Origin of the sequence: Larkinella sp. VNQ87, assembly GCF_049445795.1 — a bacterium.
Classification (GTDB): Bacteria; Bacteroidota; Bacteroidia; order Cytophagales; family Spirosomataceae; genus Larkinella.
Genome location: NZ_JBMSDT010000018.1, coordinates 93,587 through 115,502, shown reverse-complemented (window position 1 = coordinate 115,502; position 21,916 = coordinate 93,587). Strand labels below are relative to the sequence as shown.

Annotated in this window: 17 protein-coding genes; 16 read left to right on the top strand and 1 reads right to left on the bottom strand. The window is 54.5% G+C overall.

Annotated elements, in window-relative coordinates; all coding sequences use genetic code 11:
- Positions 1-88: 88 nt before the first annotated feature.
- The 13 genes from ACO2Q8_RS26285 (at position 89) to ACO2Q8_RS26225 (ending at position 17,125) form a co-directional block, all read left to right on the top strand.
- On the top strand, positions 89-712 hold the full coding sequence (locus tag ACO2Q8_RS26285; RefSeq protein WP_423347871.1) for a TetR/AcrR family transcriptional regulator: 624 nt from the start codon (positions 89-91) through the stop codon (positions 710-712).
- A gap of 260 nt (positions 713-972) precedes the next feature.
- Positions 973-1,743 (top strand): carboxy-S-adenosyl-L-methionine synthase CmoA, encoded by a 771-nt coding sequence (gene cmoA / locus ACO2Q8_RS26280; RefSeq protein WP_423347870.1) that lies wholly within the window; start codon positions 973-975, stop codon positions 1,741-1,743.
- On the top strand, positions 1,740-2,456 hold the full coding sequence (locus tag ACO2Q8_RS26275) for a methyltransferase family protein (protein ID WP_423347869.1): 717 nt from the start codon (positions 1,740-1,742) through the stop codon (positions 2,454-2,456). Before cmoA ends, ACO2Q8_RS26275 begins: the two co-directional genes overlap by 4 nt.
- Positions 2,457-2,736: 280 nt before the next feature.
- Entirely contained in the window at positions 2,737-3,360 is a 624-nt protein-coding gene (locus ACO2Q8_RS26270; protein ID WP_423347868.1) for a TetR/AcrR family transcriptional regulator, read from the top strand.
- Positions 3,361-3,440: 80 nt separating this feature from the next.
- Positions 3,441-4,760: a TolC family protein gene (locus tag ACO2Q8_RS26265; RefSeq protein ID WP_423347867.1), complete on the top strand. Its 1,320-nt coding sequence runs from the start codon at positions 3,441-3,443 to the stop codon at positions 4,758-4,760.
- 22 nt (positions 4,761-4,782) lie between these two features.
- Positions 4,783-5,832: an efflux RND transporter periplasmic adaptor subunit gene (locus ACO2Q8_RS26260; RefSeq protein WP_423347866.1), complete on the top strand. Its 1,050-nt coding sequence runs from the start codon at positions 4,783-4,785 to the stop codon at positions 5,830-5,832.
- A 100-nt stretch (positions 5,833-5,932) separates the two neighbouring features.
- Complete coding sequence (locus ACO2Q8_RS26255; RefSeq protein WP_423347865.1) at positions 5,933-9,079, top strand: efflux RND transporter permease subunit; 3,147 nt, start codon at positions 5,933-5,935, stop codon at positions 9,077-9,079.
- An 89-nt stretch (positions 9,080-9,168) separates the two neighbouring features.
- A complete protein-coding gene (locus tag ACO2Q8_RS26250; protein WP_423347864.1) occupies positions 9,169-9,414 on the top strand; it encodes an acyl carrier protein in 246 nt (81 codons plus the stop codon).
- 110 nt (positions 9,415-9,524) lie between these two features.
- On the top strand, positions 9,525-9,929 hold the full coding sequence (locus ACO2Q8_RS26245) for a hypothetical protein (protein ID WP_423347863.1): 405 nt from the start codon (positions 9,525-9,527) through the stop codon (positions 9,927-9,929).
- Between the two features lie 350 nt (positions 9,930-10,279).
- Positions 10,280-11,803 (top strand): hypothetical protein, encoded by a 1,524-nt coding sequence (locus ACO2Q8_RS26240; protein WP_423347862.1) that lies wholly within the window; start codon positions 10,280-10,282, stop codon positions 11,801-11,803.
- Between the two features lie 171 nt (positions 11,804-11,974).
- The gene (locus ACO2Q8_RS26235; RefSeq protein WP_423347861.1) at positions 11,975-12,628 is read left to right on the top strand and encodes a hypothetical protein; all 654 of its coding nucleotides are present in this window, start codon (positions 11,975-11,977) and stop codon (positions 12,626-12,628) included.
- 39 nt (positions 12,629-12,667) lie between these two features.
- Positions 12,668-14,725, top strand: a complete 2,058-nt coding sequence (gene ppk1, locus ACO2Q8_RS26230) for a polyphosphate kinase 1 (protein ID WP_423347860.1) — start codon at positions 12,668-12,670, stop codon at positions 14,723-14,725.
- 141 nt (positions 14,726-14,866) lie between these two features.
- A complete protein-coding gene (locus ACO2Q8_RS26225) occupies positions 14,867-17,125 on the top strand; it encodes a TonB-dependent receptor (protein WP_423347859.1) in 2,259 nt (752 codons plus the stop codon).
- A 123-nt stretch (positions 17,126-17,248) separates the two neighbouring features.
- On the opposite strand, the gene ACO2Q8_RS26220 is transcribed toward ACO2Q8_RS26225, so the two are convergent.
- On the bottom strand, positions 17,249-17,953 hold the full coding sequence (locus tag ACO2Q8_RS26220) for a TetR/AcrR family transcriptional regulator (protein WP_423347858.1): 705 nt from the start codon (positions 17,951-17,953) through the stop codon (positions 17,249-17,251).
- Positions 17,954-18,071: 118 nt separating this feature from the next.
- On the opposite strand from ACO2Q8_RS26220, the gene ACO2Q8_RS26215 reads away from it, so the two are divergent.
- The 3 genes from ACO2Q8_RS26215 to ACO2Q8_RS26205 are packed head-to-tail and all read left to right on the top strand — an operon-like array spanning position 18,072 to position 21,896.
- Positions 18,072-19,073 carry an ABC transporter ATP-binding protein gene (locus ACO2Q8_RS26215; RefSeq protein ID WP_423347857.1) on the top strand — a complete coding sequence of 334 codons (1,002 nt, stop codon included), beginning with the start codon at positions 18,072-18,074 and terminating at the stop codon, positions 19,071-19,073.
- Positions 19,066-20,421 carry an HlyD family secretion protein gene (locus tag ACO2Q8_RS26210; protein WP_423347856.1) on the top strand — a complete coding sequence of 452 codons (1,356 nt, stop codon included), beginning with the start codon at positions 19,066-19,068 and terminating at the stop codon, positions 20,419-20,421. The genes ACO2Q8_RS26215 and ACO2Q8_RS26210 overlap by 8 nt, the downstream gene beginning before the upstream one ends.
- Positions 20,418-21,896: a TolC family protein gene (locus tag ACO2Q8_RS26205; protein WP_423347855.1), complete on the top strand. Its 1,479-nt coding sequence runs from the start codon at positions 20,418-20,420 to the stop codon at positions 21,894-21,896. The genes ACO2Q8_RS26210 and ACO2Q8_RS26205 overlap by 4 nt, the downstream gene beginning before the upstream one ends.
- Positions 21,897-21,916: the final 20 nt, after the last annotated feature.

Sequence of the window (21,916 nt, the reverse complement as noted above, 5' to 3'; positions counted from 1 at the left end):
TCCGCCAAACGGTTTTTCGTGTAAACGATTCCCATTTTTATTTGTTATTTTTACACAACCAACTTCGAATTGTTATTCGACCACCGTCATGAAGTGCATTACTGAATCAACGGAAGAACGCATTAAGGAAGCTGCCAAAAAAGTGTTTCTGGAAAAGGGTTTCGACGGGACCACCACCCGCGACATCGCCAAGGAAGCCGGCATCAACAGCGCCCTGATGAATTATTACTTCCGGAGCAAGGAAAAGCTGTTTCAATCGATCTTCAACGATTTGTGCTCGTTGCTCTTCGAAGGACTGCTCGATATTGTCAATCAACCGATTAGTCTGCGGGAGAAGATTTCGCGGCTGATGGACCACGAATTTCAGATGATGATGCAGAACCCGAACCTGACGATCTTCATCATGAACGAGGTGCACAAAAATCCGGAACGCATGTATGGCACGGTCGGGATGGCGAAACAGTTGCCGGAATCCATTTTTAACCAACAGATCGAGGACGCCATTGCCCAGGGTGCCATCACGCCCATCGATCCGGAGCACATTCTGACGATGATCATTGCCAACATCCAGTTTCTATTCGTATCCAAACCCATGACGATGCTGGCCAACAACCTTGACGAAGCGGGCTTCAAGGAATTTGCGACCCGGCACATGGAGTACGTCAAGGAGATGATTTGCGATTATTTATTCAAGCCTGAACCAGCTTCCTAATTTTTTTGTTGGCGCATTAATCAGATGATTAAACCACTCAATTTAATCATTCGTAGAACAGTCACCTAAAAACGCGCGCCAACATATGAAACGACTGAAACCCCGGGACGAAGCTCTCACCTGATTCGAAAAAACTGATTGCCCCACGCAGCCTCCGGGCCTTTGTGCGTATGTAAAGCCGCGTTCCGGAACTCATCCGGTGCCGGGCTTTGCTGACTACTTTCTCCTTTTTTCGATCAACGGCTTAGCTTCCCACTGCCATGACACAAGTTGACTCTCAGGCAATTCCGTTTAAACACGACAACCTATTTAAAGAAGAAATCAACAAAGTATCGGATTTCAAGTTTGGGCCAACCGTCGCGAATGTGTTCGACGACATGGTCAACCGGTCGGTTCCTTTCTACGAAGAAATTCAGCGAATGCTCGGTGAACTGGCAGTCGGGTATGCCCGGCCGGGTACCGACGTCTACGACCTGGGTTGCTCGACCGGCACGACGCTCCTGAACATGGATCGCCGGGTTCCCAACGACATTCGCTTTGTCGGCATCGACGACTCGGCAGAAATGCTGAAAAAATGCGAATTGAAACTCCGGGAACTGGGTGTTTCGCGACCCTACGAACTGCGGCAGGGTGACATTCAACGGGATATCACGATCAGTAACGCGTCGGTTGTTGTGCTCTGCCTGACGCTTCAGTTTATCCGGCCCATTTACCGCCAGAAAGTCTTGAAAAAAATCTACGACGGTCTGGTACCGGGCGGTGCTCTGCTGGTGGTCGAAAAAATCATCACGGAAGACGATCAGTTCAACCGGGATTACATCAATTATTACTACGAGTACAAACGTCGGCAGCATTATAGCGAACTGGAAATTTCGCAGAAACGGGAAGCACTAGAAAACGTGCTGATACCGTACAAGTTGTCCGAAAACCGCCTATTGTTGCAGGAAACAGGCTTTTCCCACATCGAAACCTTCTTTCAATGGTACAATTTCTCCGGAATGATCGCGGTAAAAACCGAAGCAGCGTCATGATCGAAATCGGCAATTTTTTCTTTAAATACCGAAACCTGATTTTCATCTTTCTATACCTGGCGTTGTTTATTCCGTCGCCCCCGATCTTTTCGGTAGCGATTTTCGGCCCGTCTTTTTACATCTGGCCCATCGGACTGGGGTTGTTGATCACCCTCAGCGGGCAATTGATCCGGGGAGCCACCATCGGGCTGGCGTACATTGTTCGGGGCGGGAAGGATAAAAAAGTATTCGCCGAGAACCTGGTGACCGAAGGCATCTTCAACCACTGCCGCAATCCGTTATACGTGGGCAATGTACTGATGCTGCTGGGCGTCGGAATTCTGGCCAATTCATTGCTCTATGTGGCGGTTTTCATGCCGCTCTTTCTGTTCATCTACCAGGCCATCGTGCAGGCAGAGGAGAATTTTCTGCGCACCAAATTTGGTCCGGCCTTCGACCAGTACTGCACCCGCGTCAACCGCTGGTTGCCGGACCTGCGGGGTCTCGGTACTACGTTTGCCGGTATGGCGTTCAACTGGCGCCGGTGGCTGCTGAAAGAGTACAACACCCAGTACGTCTGGCTGACCGGCATCACCCTGATTCTGTTTCTCAACTACCGTTCGTTGGTCACACCCGCGTACCAGTACCCGGTTCTGTTTTTTTTACTGGGGCTTTGGTTGTTGCTCTATCTGTCCGTACGGTATTTGAAAAAGTCGGGCCGGATGCAGGCGTAAAAAAGTCTGGGAATCATCAATTTTACCCCCAACCCCCTGAAGGGGGCTAAATATCCGGATGTTTTAGCCCCCTTCAGGGTAATTTCAACAGGTACGATCCACGACTTTTAACTGTTTCTAAGCGGCCTGGCACTTCAAACACCAATTCCTGGCTACTGCCGTTCAACCCTGGAAAAAAGCCGCTAAGCAAGCATTTTAATCAATTGATTAAAATTTTCAATTAAAATATTTGCTTAGTAATTTTTCGCTTTTACCTTTGAGCCATTAATACACCACTACCATGAAATGTTTGCCAGATTCGACCGAAGAGCGTATCCGGGAAGCGGCAAAAACCGTCTTTCTGGAAAAGGGGTTTGACGGAACAACGATACGGGACATCGCCAAAGCCGCCGGGATCAACAGCGCCCTGATGAATTATTACTTCCGAAGCAAGGAGAAGCTGTTTCAGTCGGTTTTTGACGATCAGTGCAAACTGATGCTGCAAGGAATGACCGACATCCTGAACGAGAAGATAAGCCTGCGGGAGAAGATTTGCCGGATGATGGACCACGAGTTTCAGATGATGATGCAAAACCCCAGCCTGATGATTTTTATCATGAACGAGTTGCACAAAAACCCTGAGCGGCTGTATGCAACCATCGGATTAATCAAAAAAGTGGTCGAATCAAGTTTCACCCAGCAGATCGAAGAAGCCATTGCCGCCGGGCTCATTCCGTCGATTGATGCCAAACACCTTTTGACCATGATCATCGCCAACACACACTTCCTGTCAGTTTCAAAGCCCATGCTCATGCTCTCGCACAACCTGGACGAAGCCGGTTTTCAGGACTTTGCTGCACAGCACCTGGAATACGTCAAGGACATGATCTGTGATTATCTGTTCAAACCCGAACCCGTTCTTTAATTTTTGCTCCTATCTTAATCAATTGATTAAAACAAACAATTTAATCATCTGAAAATCCAGTTTTTTCAAAACCGCATCGCATGAAACGCACACAATGGTATGCAAGTCTGCTCCTGGCTTTTACGAGTCAGATCGCGCTTGCTCAGGAACTTACACTCGAACAGTTGATTGACAAGGCGCTGACAAACAACCTCAGCGTTCAGTCGGCGAAACTGGATGAAACCAAAACAGAAGCCCAGATTGCCGAAGTCAAAGCCGGGGCCCGGCCTTCCGTCAACGTCACCGGCGACTACAAGCGGTATTTGAAAATACCGGGTCAGGTAGTACCCACCTCGGCCTTCGGTGGACCGGAGGGTCAATACCAGGTGCTGGCGTTCGGGCTGCCGTATAACCTCTCAACGTCCGTACAGGCATCACAGGCCCTATACAACCCATCGGTCCTGATCGGGTTGAAAGCCGCTAAAACCAGCCGTGAGCTGTCGGCCCTGCAAACCCGGCAGACCAAGGAAGATGTTGCCTACAACGTGGCCGCGACTTATTACAATCTACAAACCACCGCCCAGCAGATGGCCTTTCTGCGCCGGAACATCGTTTCGTCCGACCGGCTGATTCAGATTACGGACCTTCAGCGGCAGAACCAACTGGCGAAAGGGGTGGATGTGGACCGGCTGCGGCTGAGTAAAACCGCTTCAGAAACGCAGATTGAGTCGCTCCAGGCAACCTACAACCAGTTGCTGAACATGCTCAAATTCCTGACGGGCACTCCGCAAACCGAAACATTGGCGGTTCGGACGGTGATCGACGAAACGGTTCCGGCGGCTAGTCTCAATGCACCGACGATTAACCGCACTGACCTGTTGCTGCTCGATCGCCAGAAAGCCCTGAACAACCTGGAGTTGCAAAACATCAAAGCCGGTTTTCTGCCTACAGTATCGGCTTACGGCGTTGCCAACAGTTCGGTGTATGCCATCGGTGGCGACAACTCGTACATCAGAAACGTACCCGGTTATTGGCTGGGGCTCCAACTGAACTGGAACGTGTTCGACGGACTGGGCCGGAAAGCAAAAGTGGCGCAGAAAAAACTGGACGCCCAGAAGCTCGACACGCAACTTCAGCAAACCCGGGAGTCGATCTCGATGGACATCGAAAACGCCCGGAACAAGCTGCTCGTGGAGCAACGCAACCTCACCACCAACCGCGCCCAGGTTGATCTGGCCGAGAAAATCTATACCCAAACCCAGTTGCAATTCAAAGAAGGCACGGTCAGTATCAGCGAAGTAATCCAGACCGAAGACGAACTGCGTCAGGCTCAAAATAACTACCTCAACACCTTGGTCACGTTCCGTACCGCCGAACTCGACTGGAAGAAAGCCAGTGGTAATCTCATTGTCAATCCATAACATATACCAACCTGCAAACACCATGAAACGCATCATCACCGTGCTCATTCTGGCGGCCACGCTTGGCCTGACCGCCTGGACCCTGCTCGACAACAAGGAAAAAGTCGAAGCCAAAGTGTACAAACCCGAAGCGAACCCGAAAGTGGGCGTCCGGACGGCCGTCGCCGAACTCCGTGATCTGTCAGAAGAAACCCAGTTCCTCGGTTCGTTTACGGCCAACCGTGAGGTCGAAATCCGGCCCCAGGCGGGTGGGCAAATCATCCAGTTACCCATCGAAGAAGGGCAGTCGGTCGGCGCAAACCGCCTGCTGGCCAAGATCGACGACGAGCAGCTCAAATACCAGGTAGAAGCCCTTCAGGTGACGCTGGAAGGCTATCAGAACGACGTTCGCCGGTACGAAGCGCTGGTAAAAGGCGACGCGACGCCCGCCGTGAACCTCGAACGCGCCCAGTTGAACATCCGGGCCACCGAAGCCCAGATCAAGCAGTTGAAGAAGCAGATTGCCAACACCACCATTACGGCCCCCTTTGCGGGCGTTGTTACCCAGAAAATGGCCGAAAAAGGCTCGGTGGTGTCGGTCGGATCGCCGATTGCCAAGATTACGGATATTTCATCGGTGAAGTTGATCATCGATGTACCCGAAAAAGCGATTAATCAGTTCCGCGTCGGACAACCCATTACGGTCCGGACGGAAGTGTACCCCGATGTCCGGTTTACGGGCCGGATTTCCATGATCGGCGTGGAAGGCGATGCCGCCCACAACTACCCGGTTCAGATTACGGTCAGCAACTCGGCCGCTCACCCGCTGAAAGCCGGGATGTACGGATCGATTGCCAACACGAACGAACTGAAAACCAGGACGCTCGCCATTCCGCGTCAGGCCTTGGTCGGCTCGGCCAAGCAGCCGCAGGTGTACGTGGTTGAAAACGGCAAAGCCGTGCTGAAACCGGTCGAAATCGGCGTCACAACCAACCAATACTACGAAATCACGAAGGGCCTGAAAACCGGCGATCAGGTGGTCACCAGCGGTCAGATCAACCTCCAGGACGGCACGATGGTCCGGGCCCAATAAGTGAATTTTGAATGATAGAATGAGTGAATGGAACGATACTCAGCTATCTGCCAACTGTATTCACTCATTCTGTCATTCGCTCATTCAAAATTTCTCAAATATGAACTTTTTCGAAACCATCATCAAACGGCCTTCGATGATCATCGTGCTCTTCGCGATTCTGACCATCGGCGGGCTGTTCTCCTACCAGATGCTGAGCTACGAGTTGTTGCCGGAATTTTCGGTACCAACCATCACCATCACCACGGCGTATCCGGGTGCAGCACCCTCGGAAGTCGAGACGGAAGTCAGCAAGAAAATTGAAGACGCCATTTCCGGACTTGACAACCTCGACGACATCAAGTCCAACTCGTTTGAAAATGCCTCGGTCGTCATCGTTCAGTTTAAGCCCGGTACCGACATCGATGCCTCGCTGGAAGACGCCCAGCGCGCCATCAACCGGATGGTCAGCGACTTACCCGACGATGCCGAAACGCCGTCGATGTCGAAGATCTCGCCCAGCGATCAGCCGATCATGCAATTGCTGGCGACCTCGAACCTGCCCAACGAAGTCTTCTACCAGCAAATGGAAGACAAATACCTGCCGGTTATTCAGCAGATCAAAGGTGTAGCCGAGATTACGATGGTCGGTGGTGACAAACGTGAAATCCGGGTCAACGTAGACGACGACAAGCTGAATTACTACGGGTTGTCGCTGCTCCAGGTGACGCAGGCCATCAACCAGGCCAACCTCGACTTCCCGACCGGAAAAGTGAAAAGCACCTCGGAAAACATGACACTGCGGCTGGCCGGGAAGTTTACTTCGCTCGACGATATCCGGAAGCTGGTGGTGGCTACGCCCCCCAACGGCAGCCCGATCCGTGTTGGCGACGTCGCCAACGTAACGGACGGCCTGACCGAAGCATCGAGCATCAGCCGGTACAACGGGCAGAACGGGATTGGGTTGTTCGTTAAGAAACAATCCGACGCCAACGCGGTCGAGATCAGCCGGTTATTGCAGGAAAGACTGGCGCAGATCGAAAAACAAAACGCCAAAGACAAGGTACATTTCGCCATCGCTTACGACAGCAGCATTTTCACGCTCGACTCAGTGGAAGCCGTTACCCATGACCTCATGCTGGCCGTCGGGCTGGTGGCCGTCGTGATGCTGCTCTTTTTGCACAGCTTCCGGAATGCCTTCATCGTGATGGTGTCCGTACCGGCTTCGTTAATTTCAGCCTTCCTGTTCATGTACGTGATGGGTTACTCGCTGAACCTCATGACGTTGCTGGCCCTGTCGCTCGTGATCGGGATTCTGGTCGATGACTCCATCGTGGTCCTCGAAAACATCCAGCGGCACCTTGAAATGGGCAAAAACCGCTGGCAGGCCACGCTCGACGGGATGAAAGAAATCGGGTTTGCGGCCGTGGCCATCACGCTCGTAATTGTGGTGGTGTTCGTGCCGATCACCTTTGTCGATTCGGTGATTGCCGACCTGCTGCGGCAGTTCTCGCTGACGGTCGCGTTTGCCACGATGGTCAGTTTGCTGGCCAGTTTCACGCTGACGCCCTGGATGACCTCGCGGCTGGCCAAGCTGGAGCATCTGAACCCCAAAAATCCGTTCCAGGCGTTTCTGCTCTGGTTTGAACGCCAACTGACGGGCCTGACCCGCTGGTACCACGGCAGTTTGAAATGGGTCTTGAGCCACAAACTGGCCTTTACCGGCATTCTGATTGCCATCTTCGTCTTCACCGGCTGGGTGATGAGCCTGGGCATCATCGGTTCGCAGTTCGTGGCCGAGGGTGATCAGGGCAAATTCCTGCTGACGATGAAGGTAGACAAAAGCGCGTCGCTGCAACACAATAACCTAACGACCCGGCAAATTGAGGATTACCTGCGCAAAAAACCGGAAGTCCGCAGCATTTTCACGAACGTAGCCGGGGCCAGCACGGGCCTGAACAGCACCGGTCAGGGCGAAACCAACCGCAGCGAATTGACAGTTGAACTGGCCGATGCCAGCCAGCGGCCCGGCCAGCAGCCGACGCAAGCCTACATGATCGGGCTGCGGAAAGAACTGGAAGCGCGCTTCCCGGCCATCGAGTTCAACTCGTCGGTTGTCGGCATTGTCAATTCCGGAACGGCTCCCATCGAAATCTTCCTCAGTGGCGACAACCTGGACGAGTTGCTAACGGCCGCCAACGACCTCGGCAACCGCATCCGGAAAACGCCCGGCGCCAACGACGTCAACGTGTCGATTGAGTCGGGCAACCCGGAAGTGCGCGTGGAAATCGACCGGGAAAAAATGGCCAAACTAGGCCTTAACATTCAAACCGTGGGCGCAACGCTGCAGAATGCCTTTGCCGGAAACGACGACTCGAAATACCGCGACGGCGGGGAAGATTATGACATCCGCGTGATGCTCGATGCTTTCGACCGCAAAAACCCGGATGATGTCAAAAAAATCAACTTTGTGAGCCCCCTGGCGGGTCGGCCCGTTCGGTTGGAAGAGTTTGCCAACGTCAGCCTGAGCAATGGTCCGTCGCTGCTCGAACGCAAAAACCGCCGGTCATCGGTGACCGTGACGGCCAATGTGCTGGGCACCGGTTCGGGAACGTTGACGAGCATCATTCAGGCTGATCTGGCGAAAAATCCGCTCCCGGCCGGTGTAACGGTGAGTTGGGGGGGCGACGCCAAAAACCAGAGCGAAGGTTTCGGTTCGCTCGGGATTGCCATGCTGGCCGCCCTGATGCTCGTGTATTTCATCATGGTCTTGCTCTACGACAGCTTCATTTATCCGCTGGTGGTACTCACTTCGGTACCGGTGGCCGTTATCGGGGCCTTGCTGGCGCTGGCCTTAAGCTCATCGGATATCGGGATTTTCTCGATGCTCGGCATGCTGATGCTGATTGGGTTGGTTGTGAAAAACGCCATCCTGATCGTCGACTTCGCCAACCAGCAGAAAGCCAACGGCGTGCCCTACCGCACGGCCATTCTCCAGGCGGGTGAAGAGCGGTTGCGGCCCATCCTGATGACGACCATCGCGATGGTGATCGGGATGATTCCGATTGCCATCGCCAGCGGGGCCGGTGCCGAATGGAAAAACTCCCTGGCCTGGGTGCTGATCGGCGGATTGACCAGTTCGATGGTGCTGACGGTTTTTCTGGTTCCGATGATGTATTACCTGGTCGATCGGACCCGCGAATGGTTCAGCAACCGTTCCGGCAAGGTCAAAACGAAGCGGGATGTAGCCGAAGTGGCGGTATCCTGAGATGCTGTATCCACCGTCTTTCCCGGTCGGGGCCAGTCTCCGGCGGGAAAGACGTAACCCTTTCACATTTCACCTGAACACTTTTTATCATGATCGTAGAACAAATAGACCACCGTCTGCACGACATTATCAGCAGCATGGGCGTTTCCCCAAGCGCTCTGAAGGACGACACCAACTTTAGCCGGGACCTCGGTCTGGACTCACTGGATATTACGGATTTACTGCTTCAGGTTGAAACGACGTTCGGCGTTCGCATTTCGGATGAAGACTGGTGGCAACTGCAAACGGTCGGGCAACTGAAAGAATACCTGGCGCAGGAAACCCAGTTTGATTAACGCATTGCTCTGTTCACCTACGTATACTGGCTTCCGTTATACCGTTTCAGGCCATTGACGGGAGCCGGTTTTAAAACCAGACCATCCCTATTCTGAACCTGTTCTGCTCCATGGAAACGACCATTGCCCCCCTTTCCCCCGAAACGCTCCTGCTTGATTACACCCAGTGGCTGGACTTTGTGATGGCTTCCCGCCGAACCATCCGCCGGTACGACTACCAACTCGGTCAGCTCGGCAAACGGTACACCGACCTCAGCGACCTGAGCAATTACCTGCGTCGGTGTATGCACCAGCGCAGCCTGTTTCTGGGTGGCCTCATCCTGCAACTGACCGGGAAAGTAGCCCAGCTCCGCGCCGAACCGACCAACCCCGAGCTGATCCGGCACCTGGCGGGCGCGCACTCGACCATCCAGGCCCTGATCACCTACCTGAAAACCGTTCTGACCGAACTGGAAGAATCGTACCGGACCTTATTACCGGGGCAACCTACCATCCGAACCACAACGCTGTTTTAGCAATGTCATCATGAGCACATCCCTGACAATTGTCCAACTGATGAATAGCTGATTCCGACGCATTCCACACGAGTAATTCAGGCGGAGAGCCGGTTTGCACGGTTCTCCTCAACCAACCTATAATTCTCTTTTGCCACCTTTCGTCACCCGGAATTAGCGGTTGGGACATTCGTTCGTCCGGCGCTGTAGTAAGTTTCCGTCTTTTCGTTGGATTTCAATTATAATTGTTTGTTATTCAACACGAATCGGCACTAGACTCGCCCAATTCGTGTTATCATCGACAACAGAGCTTCCGGCTGAAACACGCACCGTTTGCTGCCTCAGTCGTTGCCAGAAAATAAAGTAACATCATGGAGACAACGTCTACCGTTTCTTCGTCCACGGCCTTTCCGGTTCATCCGGTCAGGCTGTCTTTTCAGCCGTTTGTTGGCTTTCTGAAAAACCAGCAGGAGACCAGCCTGGCAAATGACGCCTTGTACGGGCTTTACACGTACCTGGTCGACCAGTTTGAACGGTTGCCCGACCCCGCCGGGGAGCCGTTGGAGGATATTCTCGGTTCCAAACGACTCACTAACCTGTTCCAGTTGGCGTCGCTGGCCGTTTTGCCCATGACCTCAACCAGCCGGGATATTCCCTACGCCTTTGGGTTGCCCATGCCCTTTACGGTTTTTCACCAGTCGGCGGCCTTTCAGCAATTGCTCAACCAGTTTCCGGACCTGCTGACCGAACTGCCGGAGCAAATCTGCGTAGAAGACAAGCTGCGGTTTTTGTACCGGCTGATGCTCGAAAAATGCTACGGTTTTACGCCGGGCAATTACCAGGTTCCGTCATTTCGTTTTCAGCGGGAAATCAACGGCCTGACCCGGTATTTTCAGATCGATGTCAACAATGCGTTCATCGAGCCCCGGAGCCTGGGCGTTCTGCCAACGCTGCAACCTGCCTGGATCGACTTCGGCTACGGAACCGGACCGCTCCCCGCCGACCCGATGCCGATGGACGAATTTGCCTGCGAAGGATTTGCCTTCTTCCGCATCGAGGACATTACGGAAACCGAAACAATGCACCAACTCAAGGAGGTGTTTACGCATTTGCATTCGGATACCGAACCCGCGATTTATCAACAGTTTGAAACCGCCCTGCGCAACCTCTGCGGTGAGCCCGACTTCCAGATCAGCATCGTGCCATTTCAGCAGGTCAACGGGTATTTTGTTCACCAGCCCGAAATGAGCGCCCGCAGCGTGATTCTGCGCAATTCCGGCACCGTCGTCGATGGCCTGAAAGACCCGGAGATTCAGCAACAAATCCGGATGCTGGTCGACAATCCCGCGCCCCAGTTGTACTCTGATCTAAACGATTTGTCGGACCATAAACGGGATAAATTGTACCAGAAAGGCATCCGCAGTTTTATGCTGTATCCGATTGTCAGCGGGAATGAAGCGCTCGGTATCATGGAGTTAGCCAGTCCTTTTCCCAACGCCTTCGATGCGGACGTGCTGCGAAAGTTGGAACAGGTTCTTCCGCTTATCCAGGAATTGCTGCGGTATCAGCTTTACCAGTTTAATCAGACGCTGGAGCAGGTGATTAAGAAGAAGTTTACGACACTGCAACCGGCTGTCGAATGGAAGTTTCGGGAAGCCGCCTGGGAATACGTTCGGCTGGGGCAGAAAGAAGCCTTCAACAGCGAAGCCACGCAGGTCCGGTTTCCGCAGGTGTATCCGTTGTACGGTGCGGTAGACATTCGCAATTCGTCGCACGAACGGCACAAAGCCGTCTGCCGGGATTTTTCCGCCCAGTTGACGGCCGTCCGCGACTTGTTGAGCCAGGCGCATTTGCCGGACGACCTGGCCCTGCCCGATCAGTTTGTCGCCAAATAGTATTACTGGCAGAATAAACAAGCCGACGGTTTCAACCCGGAAGACGAGGCAGGGGTTTCGGCTTTTCTGGCCGACGAAATAAATCCGTACTTCCGGCACCTGCTGCGGCATTACGAGCACCTGACCCAGCCCATTGAGCGGTATTTCCAAAAAACCGATGTCGAAACCGGCTTGTTCAATCAGTCGCTGCTGGCGTACGAACGCAGCGTGGAATGGGTCAATACGGCGGTGAACGAATTTATCGAACAGGAAGAAAAGCGGCTCCAGACCATTTATCCGCACTACTTTGAGCGGTACAGGACCGATGGCACCGAATACACGATCTACGTCGGACAGTCCATTTCGCCCCACAAGCCTTTTGAGCCGGATTACCTCCGCCGGTTTTACGGGTGGCAATTGAAGGCAATGGTCGAAATGGCCCGGCTGACCCGCCAACTTTTGCCCGCGTTGCCGGTGCCGCTGCAAACCACGCAGTTGCTGCTGGCTCACGCCCATCCGGTCGACATCAGTTTCCGGCAGGACGAACACCGGTTCGACGTGGAAGGCTCCTACAGCATTCGGTACGAGGTGCTCAAAAAACGGATCGACAAGGCACTCATCGCCGGAACACAGGAACGCCTGACGCAGCCCGATACACTGGTGCTGGTGTACGCCAATAGCCGGGAAGTGGCGGATTATCTGCCTTTTATCACAAAGTTACAGAAAGAAGGCCATGTGAAACCCGAGATCGAGTATCTGGATCTGGAGCCCTTGCAGGGCGTCACGTACCTGAAAGCCCTGCGGCTGCATTTGAATTATTCGGACTCAATCCATACAAACCCCTGAACAACAAGCCCAAAGCTATCCAGGCCCGACCGTCCTTGTATGACACCCGAAACCCTGCCCACCTATTTCAACCGGGATTTAAGCTGGCTCAGTTTTAACCGGCGGGTGTTGCTGGAAGCGGCTAACCCGGATACGCCCCTTTACGAACGGATTCGGTTTCTGGCCATCTTTTCGTCCAATCTGGACGAGTTTTCCCGCGTCCGGATGCCCGCCCTGCTGGCGCTGGGGTCGCTCGGAACCGCCGAGAACGATGGAGTCGATACGCTGGTGCTGCCCACCGTACAGCACCAGGTGCTTCAGGATCAGGAAGCGTTTGGCCAGCTACTGAGCGGTCAAATTCTACCGGAACTGCGCAGGCAGGGCATTCACCTGTTGTACCGGGAACCCATTCCGGTCGACTGCGAACCGGCGATCACCGACTATTTCTTCGCGCGGGTGCTGGGGTTTCTGCAACCGGTTTGGCTCGATCAGACAGCCACAAATCCGCTGCCGATACCGGATAATGCCCTGTATTTTACAGTCTCCCTGGTCGAGTCTGGATCTCCGAATCCGTTCCGGTATGCGTTGCTCAACATTCCCCGCACGGCGCTCCCCCGTTTTTTCCGGTTGCCTCCGACCGGCGATCAGCAGGTGATTGTCTTTCTGGATGATGTGATCCGCCAGCACCTGCCGACGGTTTTTCCGGGTTACACGATTGCGGGCTGTTACAGCATCAAAATCAATCGAAACGCCGACATTAGTATTGCCGATGAGTTTTCGGGCGATATCGATGAGAAGATTGCCCGGATGCTCGAGCAACGGAAGTCCGGCTTGCCGACCCGGTTTTTATACGATGCTGCGATGCCGCCCGAGTTGCTCGATCATCTGGCCCGCTATTTCGCGCTCACCCGGCACGAACTGATTGCCGGAGGTCGGTATCACACGCTGAGTGATCTGGCCTCGCTGCCCGACCCAACCAGCGGCCGGTTGAATTACCGGCCCCAGCCCCCGCTTCCGCACCCCGATTTGCAGGGAACCGAGTCGATTTTTGCCCGCATCGACCGCCGGGACCACCTCCTGCACCCGCCTTACCAGTCGTATGATGCGGTTTTGCGGTTTTTCAACGAAGCCGCCATCGATCCCTACGTGCAGGAAATTTCCGTGACCCTGTACCGGGTGGCAACCGAATCTCTGCTGGTGAACGCCCTGATCAGCGCGGCCCGAAACGGAAAAAAAGTAACAGCTTTTGTTGAACTCAAAGCCCGCTTCGATGAAGCTAATAACCTAAAGTGGGGCAGCCGGCTGAAAGAAGCGGGCGTCCGGCTGGTGTACAGCATTCCGGCGCTAAAGGTCCACGCCAAAACCGCCCTGGTGGAACGACAGCAAAACGGCCAGATCCAGCGATACGGAATTTTGTCGACGGGTAACTTCAACGAAACAACCGCACGGTTTTATACCGACCACGTCCTGCTGACGGCCCACCCGGCGTTGACCAGCGAACTGGCCATGGTGTTTGAGTACCTGAAAAGCCGTCGGCAACCGGCCCTCTACCCGCCCCTTTCGTTCGAGCACCTGCTGGTGGCCCCCTTCAACCTGATGAACCGTTTTATAGCCTTGATCGACCGTGAAATTGCGCACCAAAAAGCCGGTCGAGCCGCCCGAATCACCGTTAAACTCAACAACCTGCAGGAACGAACGATGATCGACAAGTTGTACGAAGCCAGCCAGGCCGGGGTCCGGATCGAGCTAATCGTTCGGGCCATCTGCACGCTGGTGCCGGGTGTAGCCGGTTTGAGCGAGACAATCACCGTTCGGCGCATCGTCGACCGGTATCTGGAGCACGGTCGGGTGTTTATTTTCCACAACAACGGCCAGCCCGAAACCTACCTGGGCTCCGCCGACTGGATGAACCGCAACCTCTACCGGCGCATCGAAGTTTGTTTCCCGGTCTATAACGCACAGTTCCAAGCCGAAATCCGGAACTTGATCGATTGCCAACTGGCCGATAACACCCAGGCCCGCTTCATCGACCAACATCTCGCCATGCTCCCGGTTTTGAACCAGGAGCAGCCGGTTCGATCTCAGGAAGCGATTTATGCCGGTTTTCAATCCAACTGATCGGCCGCAACCATCGGAACGGAACCACGCTTCGCCGGTTGACCCATCCCCAAATGGGTTTACTATTTTCGACAACTGGTGATCCCGGGCAAAAAAGCCCTGCTTCATTTTATAACTTTGCCGCGATACAACTTCATGACCATGAAACGAGCAATATACGCGCTGTTACTTTTCTTACTTAGCCTGCCAGCCTTCGCCCACCTGGGCAGCATCACCGGCACTGTCGTCGACCAAACCACCAACCAGCCACTAAGGGGCGTCTCGGTGCAGCTAACCGGCTTGGGCAAAGGAACCGTTACGAATGAGCTAGGGCAATACCGCTTTGTAGGGCTGGTGGCCGCTCCCTACAAAATCGAGATTTCGCACCTCGGTTTCAAAACCGCCGTGATAACGGTGACGGTGCAGGACGATCAGGCCGTGGTGGTCAACACTCCGCTCAGCAAATCGTCGATTGAGTTGAGTGAAGTGGTCGTTTCGACCCTTGCTGCCCACGAGGACCAATTGATTAGCCGCCTGGACATTCGGATGCGCCCCATTACCAACTCACAGGAGATTCTGCGGATGGTACCGGGGCTGTTTATCGGACAACACGCGGGCGGGGGTAAGGCCGAACAGATTTTCCTGCGCGGTTTCGACATCGACCACGGCACCGACATCCGGCTGACGGTCGACGGCATGCCGGTGAACATGGTGTCGCACGCCCACGGCCAGGGCTACGCCGATCTTCACTTCGTCATTCCGGAACTGGTCGAAGCTGTCGATTTCCAAAAAGGGCCTTATAGCACCGACAAAGGCAACTTTACGACGGCCGGTTGGGCTAATTTCCGGACGCGTACGGCCCTCGATAAAAGCTTCGTCAAACTCGAAGGCGGGCAGTACGGCACCTTCCGGGCTGTCGCCGGACTGGATTTGCTGGGTCAAAAAGGAAGGCATAAAAATCAGTCGGCCTACCTGGCCTCGGAGTATTCATATTCGGATTCATATTTCGACAACCCGCAGAAATTCAAGCGATTTAATGTGCTGGGCAAGTACCACGGGCACCTGTCGCCGAACACCCACCTGACCCTGACCGGCTCGACGTTCTGGAGCCAATGGAACCATTCGGGCCAGATTCCCGACCGGGCGGTGGCTTCGGGCCTGATCGGTTTTTTCGGCTCCATCGACCCGACGGAAGGGGGCGAAACCAGCCGAACGAATTTCAACGCGGAACTGGTGACGGTGACGCCCGGCAACTATACCCTTAAAAATCAGCTCTTTTACAGTAATTACAACTTCGAACTGTATTCCAACTTCACGTTTTTCCTGAACGATTCACTCAACGGCGATCAGATTCGCCAGAAAGAAAAGCGGAATCTGTTGGGCTACAATGGCAGCATTTCCCGGACCGATTACGCCGGTAGCATCCGTTTCACAACCATGGCGGGGCTGCAATACCGCCAGGATTTCACCCGGGGGTCGGAGCTTTCGCACACCCAAAACCGGGTCGAAACGTTGGAACGGCGGCAATTCGGCAACATCAACGAGCTGAATACCAGCGTCTACCTCGATGAACGAGTTGATTTCTCCGACCGGTTTTCGCTGAACGCCGGACTCCGGTTCGATTATTTCCGGAATCAGTACGAAGACCGGTTGATACAACCCGCCGTAACCAACCGGGCCGATGCCGCCATCGTTTCGCCCAAACTGAATTTATATTACACGGTCAACCCCCGGTTTCAACTGTATCTGAATACCGGTAAGAGTTTTCACTCCAACGACACGCGGGTGGTGGTGCCACAGGACGGCCGTGAAATTCTGCCTCCGGCTTACGGTTCGGATCTGGGCGCGGTTTTCAAGCCGTTTCCTAAACTGCTCATCAATGCTGCAGCCTGGTATCTGTGGTTACAACAGGAATTTGTGTACGTGGGCGACGAAGGCGTAGTCGAACCGAGCGGAAAGACGCGCCGGTACGGGCTCGATCTGTCCGTCCGGTACCAGTTGACCAGGTATCTGTTCGCCGACCTGGATCTGAATACGGCCAAGCCACGCGCCATCGGAGCCGAAGCCGGTCAGGCGTATCTGCCACTGGCACCAACCTTTACGTCCGTGGGCGGTTTGACCCTCCAGAACACCGGGCGGTGGAGCGGTTCGCTGCGCTACCGGTACATGGGCACCCGGCCCGCCAACGAAGACAACTCGATTGTCGCGCAGTCGTATTTTGTTACCGATCTGCAGGTGAACTACAGCCGACCCCGTTACCAAATTGGCCTTTCGGTACAAAACTTGTTAAATACCCGTTGGAAAGAAACGCAATTTGCCACTGAAAGCCGCCTGCGTACCGAAACCGCCCCCGTCGACGAGATTCACTTTACGCCGGGAACACCTTTTTTCGCCCGGGTAAGCTGGACCTGGCTCTGGTAAAAAAGTGATTATAAGGTTACCCGCCCGCCATTTCTGGCCTGATTATTGTTCAAAATAAACCATACCCATTGGGTAGGACAGAATTAATCTACAGCCCGGCCAGTAGCGTCGGGTTTTGTGTTTTTAAACGTTTTTGGTCTCCAGAGACGAAAATAGCAAATGCCGCAGAAAACTCAGCAGGCGGTCATCGTTCCCGGCCGGATGGTTGGGATCGGCTCCGAAGTCGGTCAGCGAAGGCAAATACTGCATAAAAAATGCCTGATAATGAGCCGTTTCGATCAACGAGCTAGCCCGTGACCGGGCGTAGGGGTAGTGAGGGCGGTATTCGTGAATAATGCCCGCAATGCGGCTGCAAAGATCTTTGTACGGTTTGAAAAGCTGCTCTTTATTATCCTGCGTGACGTGGTGGGTCAGATATGCTTTGCTCGACTCCTGGATCACGATGCTGTGCAACGCCATGATATCAATGTCGTCGGACGAAGCAGCCGCCAGACTGAAATCCTTCAGCAACAGCAGCCGCAGCACGCGCTCCAGCTTTTCGCGCGCATCGGTCAGGTTGTTGGTCTGAAACAGAACCTGGTATTCCAGCCACTGCCAGTACCAGGCCACCAGGTAGACCAGCAGCCGGTGCTTGTTTTCAAAATACCGGTAAATACTGGCTTCCGTCGTGCCGATGCGGTCGGCCAGTTTACGAAACGTCATCTCTTCAAATCCGATGTCAGCAATCAGGCGAATGCTCTGCCGAACAATCCGCCGACCCAGTTCCGAACTTTCGGGGTCGCGCAGGAAGAGCTTGGCGTTCATCCGTACCAGAACCGTGTATTCCATTGATCAATCCAATTTACCCTTTGTGTGAAAATTTTCTTACAAAGAAACAAACTTTCAGCCACAAAAGTTATGTTTGCAAAAAAGATAGTAATACTATCAACCAAGAAAGTAGCTACTTATGATCACTGATATTCATCAACAACCGCCCCCGTCGCCCTTACAGCGGTTGCTCCGACTGCTGGGAACCGAGAAAAAAGACATTGGTTATGTCTACCTGTACGCCATCGTAACGGGCTTGATCAGCCTCTCGCTCCCCCTCGGCATTCAGGCCGTTTTCAACCTGGTATCCAGCGGTTTAGTCTTTAGTTCCGTGTACGTTCTGATCGGCCTGGTCGTCCTAGGTGTAGTGATCGGCGGGTTTCTGACGGTCGCCCAGATGACCCTGGTCGAGATTATGCAACAGCGGATTTTTGCCAAGGCGGCTTTTGAATACACCTACCGGCTTCCCCGGATTCAGCCCGAAGCCCTGGCGGCCTATTATCCACCGGAACTGATGAACCGCTTTTTCGATGTGCTGACGGTCCAGAAAGGCCTGCCGAAACTCCTGATCGACCTGACGGCGGCTGCCGTCCAGATTCTGTTCGGCATTATCCTGCTGTCGTTCTACCACCCGGTTTTTTTGATTTTTGGTCTGTTTACCCTGTTGACTATTTACGGCGTTTGCCGGATCAATGGCCCGCGTGGGATCAAGACCAGCCTGACCGAATCGAAGTACAAATACCGGGTGGTGGGTTTTCTGGAAGAATTCGCACGGGATATTCCCCGGTTCCGCCACCAGAGCGATGTCGAGCCCATCGACCGCATGGATGAGCTGGTGGCGGGGTACGTCGCAAACCGCAATGCCCACTTCAGTGTCTTGAAGCGGTTTTTCTACAGCGCCATTGGGTTCAAAACGATCACGACCGGCGGTTTGCTCATTCTCGGCACCTCGCTGGTCGTCGCCCGCCAGATGTCGCTCGGGCAGTTTGTCGCGGCTGAACTGGTCATTGTATTAATTTCCGGTTCGGTCGAAAAACTGATTTCCGGCATCGATACGGTGTTCGACATGCTGACGGCGGTCGAGAAGATTGCGAATGTAACCGATTTACCCCTGGAAACCGACTCTTTCGACCATGCTTAACTTATCGAATCAGCGGGTAGACATAGAACTTTTTACCCATTATCCGCTCAAAACCTTACGAACGCTGCCACAGCCCGACAGTGGCCGGCGGCTCGGACGCTGGCTGATCGCCTTGCTCGTGCTCGGCATCATTGTCCTGCTGCTGCCGTGGCGGCAAAATATCAACGGTGAAGGCACCGTGACGGCCCTGACCCCCCGCGACCGCCCGCAAACCATCCAGAACGCCATCGCTGGCCGGATTGAACGCTGGAAAATTCAGGAAGGACAGTTTGTTAAAAAAAACGACACCCTACTGGTTATTTCCGAAATCAAGGACGAATATTTCGACCCCAATCTCCCCCAGCGGCTCGACGAACAGCTCGACGCCAAGCAGGGAAGCCTGGAAGCGACCGATGCCAAAATTGCGGCTCTCGACGGACAAATCCAGGCGCTGAAAACCGGGTTGCAGGTCAAGCTGGCGTCGGCCCGCAACAAGGTAAAGCAGAGCGCTTTCAAGGTGACGAGTGACAGCACCGACCTGGTGGCCGAACGCAAGAACTATCAGATTGCCCTCGACCGGCTGGATCGGTACGAAAAGGGGTACAAAAACGGCCTGTTTTCGCTGACCGACCTCGAATCCCGTCGGTTGAAGGTGCAACAGGATTACGCCAAGGTCATTGCGCTCGAAAACAAGCTCAACGTGTCGCGGCAGGAACTGGTGAATGCCCGGCTGGACCTGAACACCATTCAGGCGGATTACCAGGAAAAACTGGCCAAAGCCCTCTCCGACCGCAGTTCGGCGGTGTCGTACCGGGCCGAAGCCGACGGCGAAATCTCCAAAATCCAGAATAAAATCAGCAGCGTCGATGTTCGGCGGGGCTTGTACGTCGTGCGGGCTCCGCAGGATGGGTACGTCGTCCGGTCCTACAAATTCGGGATCGGCGAAACCATCAAGGAAGGCGAATCGATCGCGATTCTCCAACCTGCCAACCCCGCCATCGCCGTCGAACTGTACGTGCGGGCGATGGACGTTCCGCTGATTCAGCGCGGGCGGCACGTGCGGCTTCAGTTCGATGGCTGGCCGGCCATTCAGTTTTCAGGCTGGCCGTCGGTAGCTGTCGGTACGTTCGGGGGCAACGTGGCCGTGATCGATGCCGTCAGCAGCGTCAACGGCAAATACCGGCTGCTGGTGCGTCCCGAACTCCGGCAGGGCGATCAGCCCTGGCCCGAGCAGTTGCGGGTCGGGTCGGGTGTATACGGCTGGGTCATGCTCGACGATGTCCCGATCTGGTACGAAATCTGGCGTCAATTGAACGGTTTCCCGCCCAGTTTGCAGGAGGAACCCAAAGCAGAGGACAAGAAAAAATGAAAACGATATTCGTTCGTAGCTGGCTCCTGGTCAGTTGCCTGTTGGGCTACGGAGCCTGGGCACAAACGGCCAGCCTGCAACGTACCGATACCGCTCAAGCGCCCGAAACCGTTTTTTCGGCGGCTGATTTTTACGAAGCGGTGATGCAGCACCACCCCCTTGTCCGGCAGGCGGCTTTGCTGAGCCAGGAGGCTCAGCAGGAGGTTCGGCAGGCTCGGGGTGCTTTTGACCCAAAGCTATTTTCGGTGTACGACCGAAAGGAATTTGGGAAATCGCTGTATTACGACAAGTGGCAGTCCGGCCTGTCGATTCCGGTGTTGCCGGGCGGTATTGACGTGAAGATGACCTACGACCGCAACAGCGGCCAGTACTTGAACCCCGAAAACCGGGTTCCGTCGTCCGGTTTGGCTGCGGTGGGTGTGAGCGTGCCCATCGGGCAGGGCTTACTGATCGACGAACGGCGAAACGCTCTGCGGCAGGCCGAACTCGCCATCAACCTGGCCGAAGCCGACCGGCTGAAGCTGATCAACAAAACGCTGTTCGATGCGGCCAAAACATACTGGGACTGGTATCTGTCGTACCAGCAATACCGGCTCGTTCGTCAGGGTTTTCAACTGGCCGATTTCCGTTTTCAGGGTATCCGGCAACGCGCTCTGCTCGGCGATGCGGCCCCTATCGATACGACCGAAGCCCTGATTACGGCCCAGGATCGGCAGGTACAACTCCAGCAGGCCGAAGTGGAGTTGAACAACGCCCGCTTGCGGCTGGCGACCTTCCTCTGGAGCAGCGATGACTCCGGCACGCTCCCCCGGCCCATCGATCTACCGCCCGTGGTCGTTCCCCAGGTCGATCCGGTGGCGTCTGTGGGTGAAGATTTGTTTCAAAACCTGCTCAGCCGGGCGGCCGAACAGCATCCCGATCTGCTGAAGCTCACGGCCAAAGGCCAGCAACTTGCGATTGAAGAACGATTTCGGCGGTCGTTGCTCCAGCCACAAATCAGCCTGAGTGCCAATTTTCTGAGCCGGACTCCGTCGGCAAACGAGGGCTACGACTGGGCCAGTTATTACGCCTTCCGGGCTGAAAACCACAAAATTGGGGTAGACTTCACGATGCCGCTTTTCCTGCGGAAGGAACGCGGGAAGCTTCGGCAGGTGCAGTTAAAATCGCAGCAACTGAACCTCGAACGGCAACAAACCGGCCGCGACATTGTCAACGGCGTACAGTCGGCCTGGAATGAACTGAAAGCGCTGGAAGGTCAGCTCCGTGTGCAACAGCAAACCGTGGCGAATCAGCAGTTGCTCCTCCAGGCCGAACAGCAGAAGTTCGACATGGGTGAAAGTTCGCTGTTTCTAATCAACAGCCGTGAAACCAAGCTGATTGATTTACAGGTCAAACAAGCCGAACTGCAGGCCAAATACCAGAAAGCGATTGCGGCTCTCTGGTATGCAGCCGGAACGCAGCTCGGAGCGCAGTAACTCTCATTCAGAACGCTCAA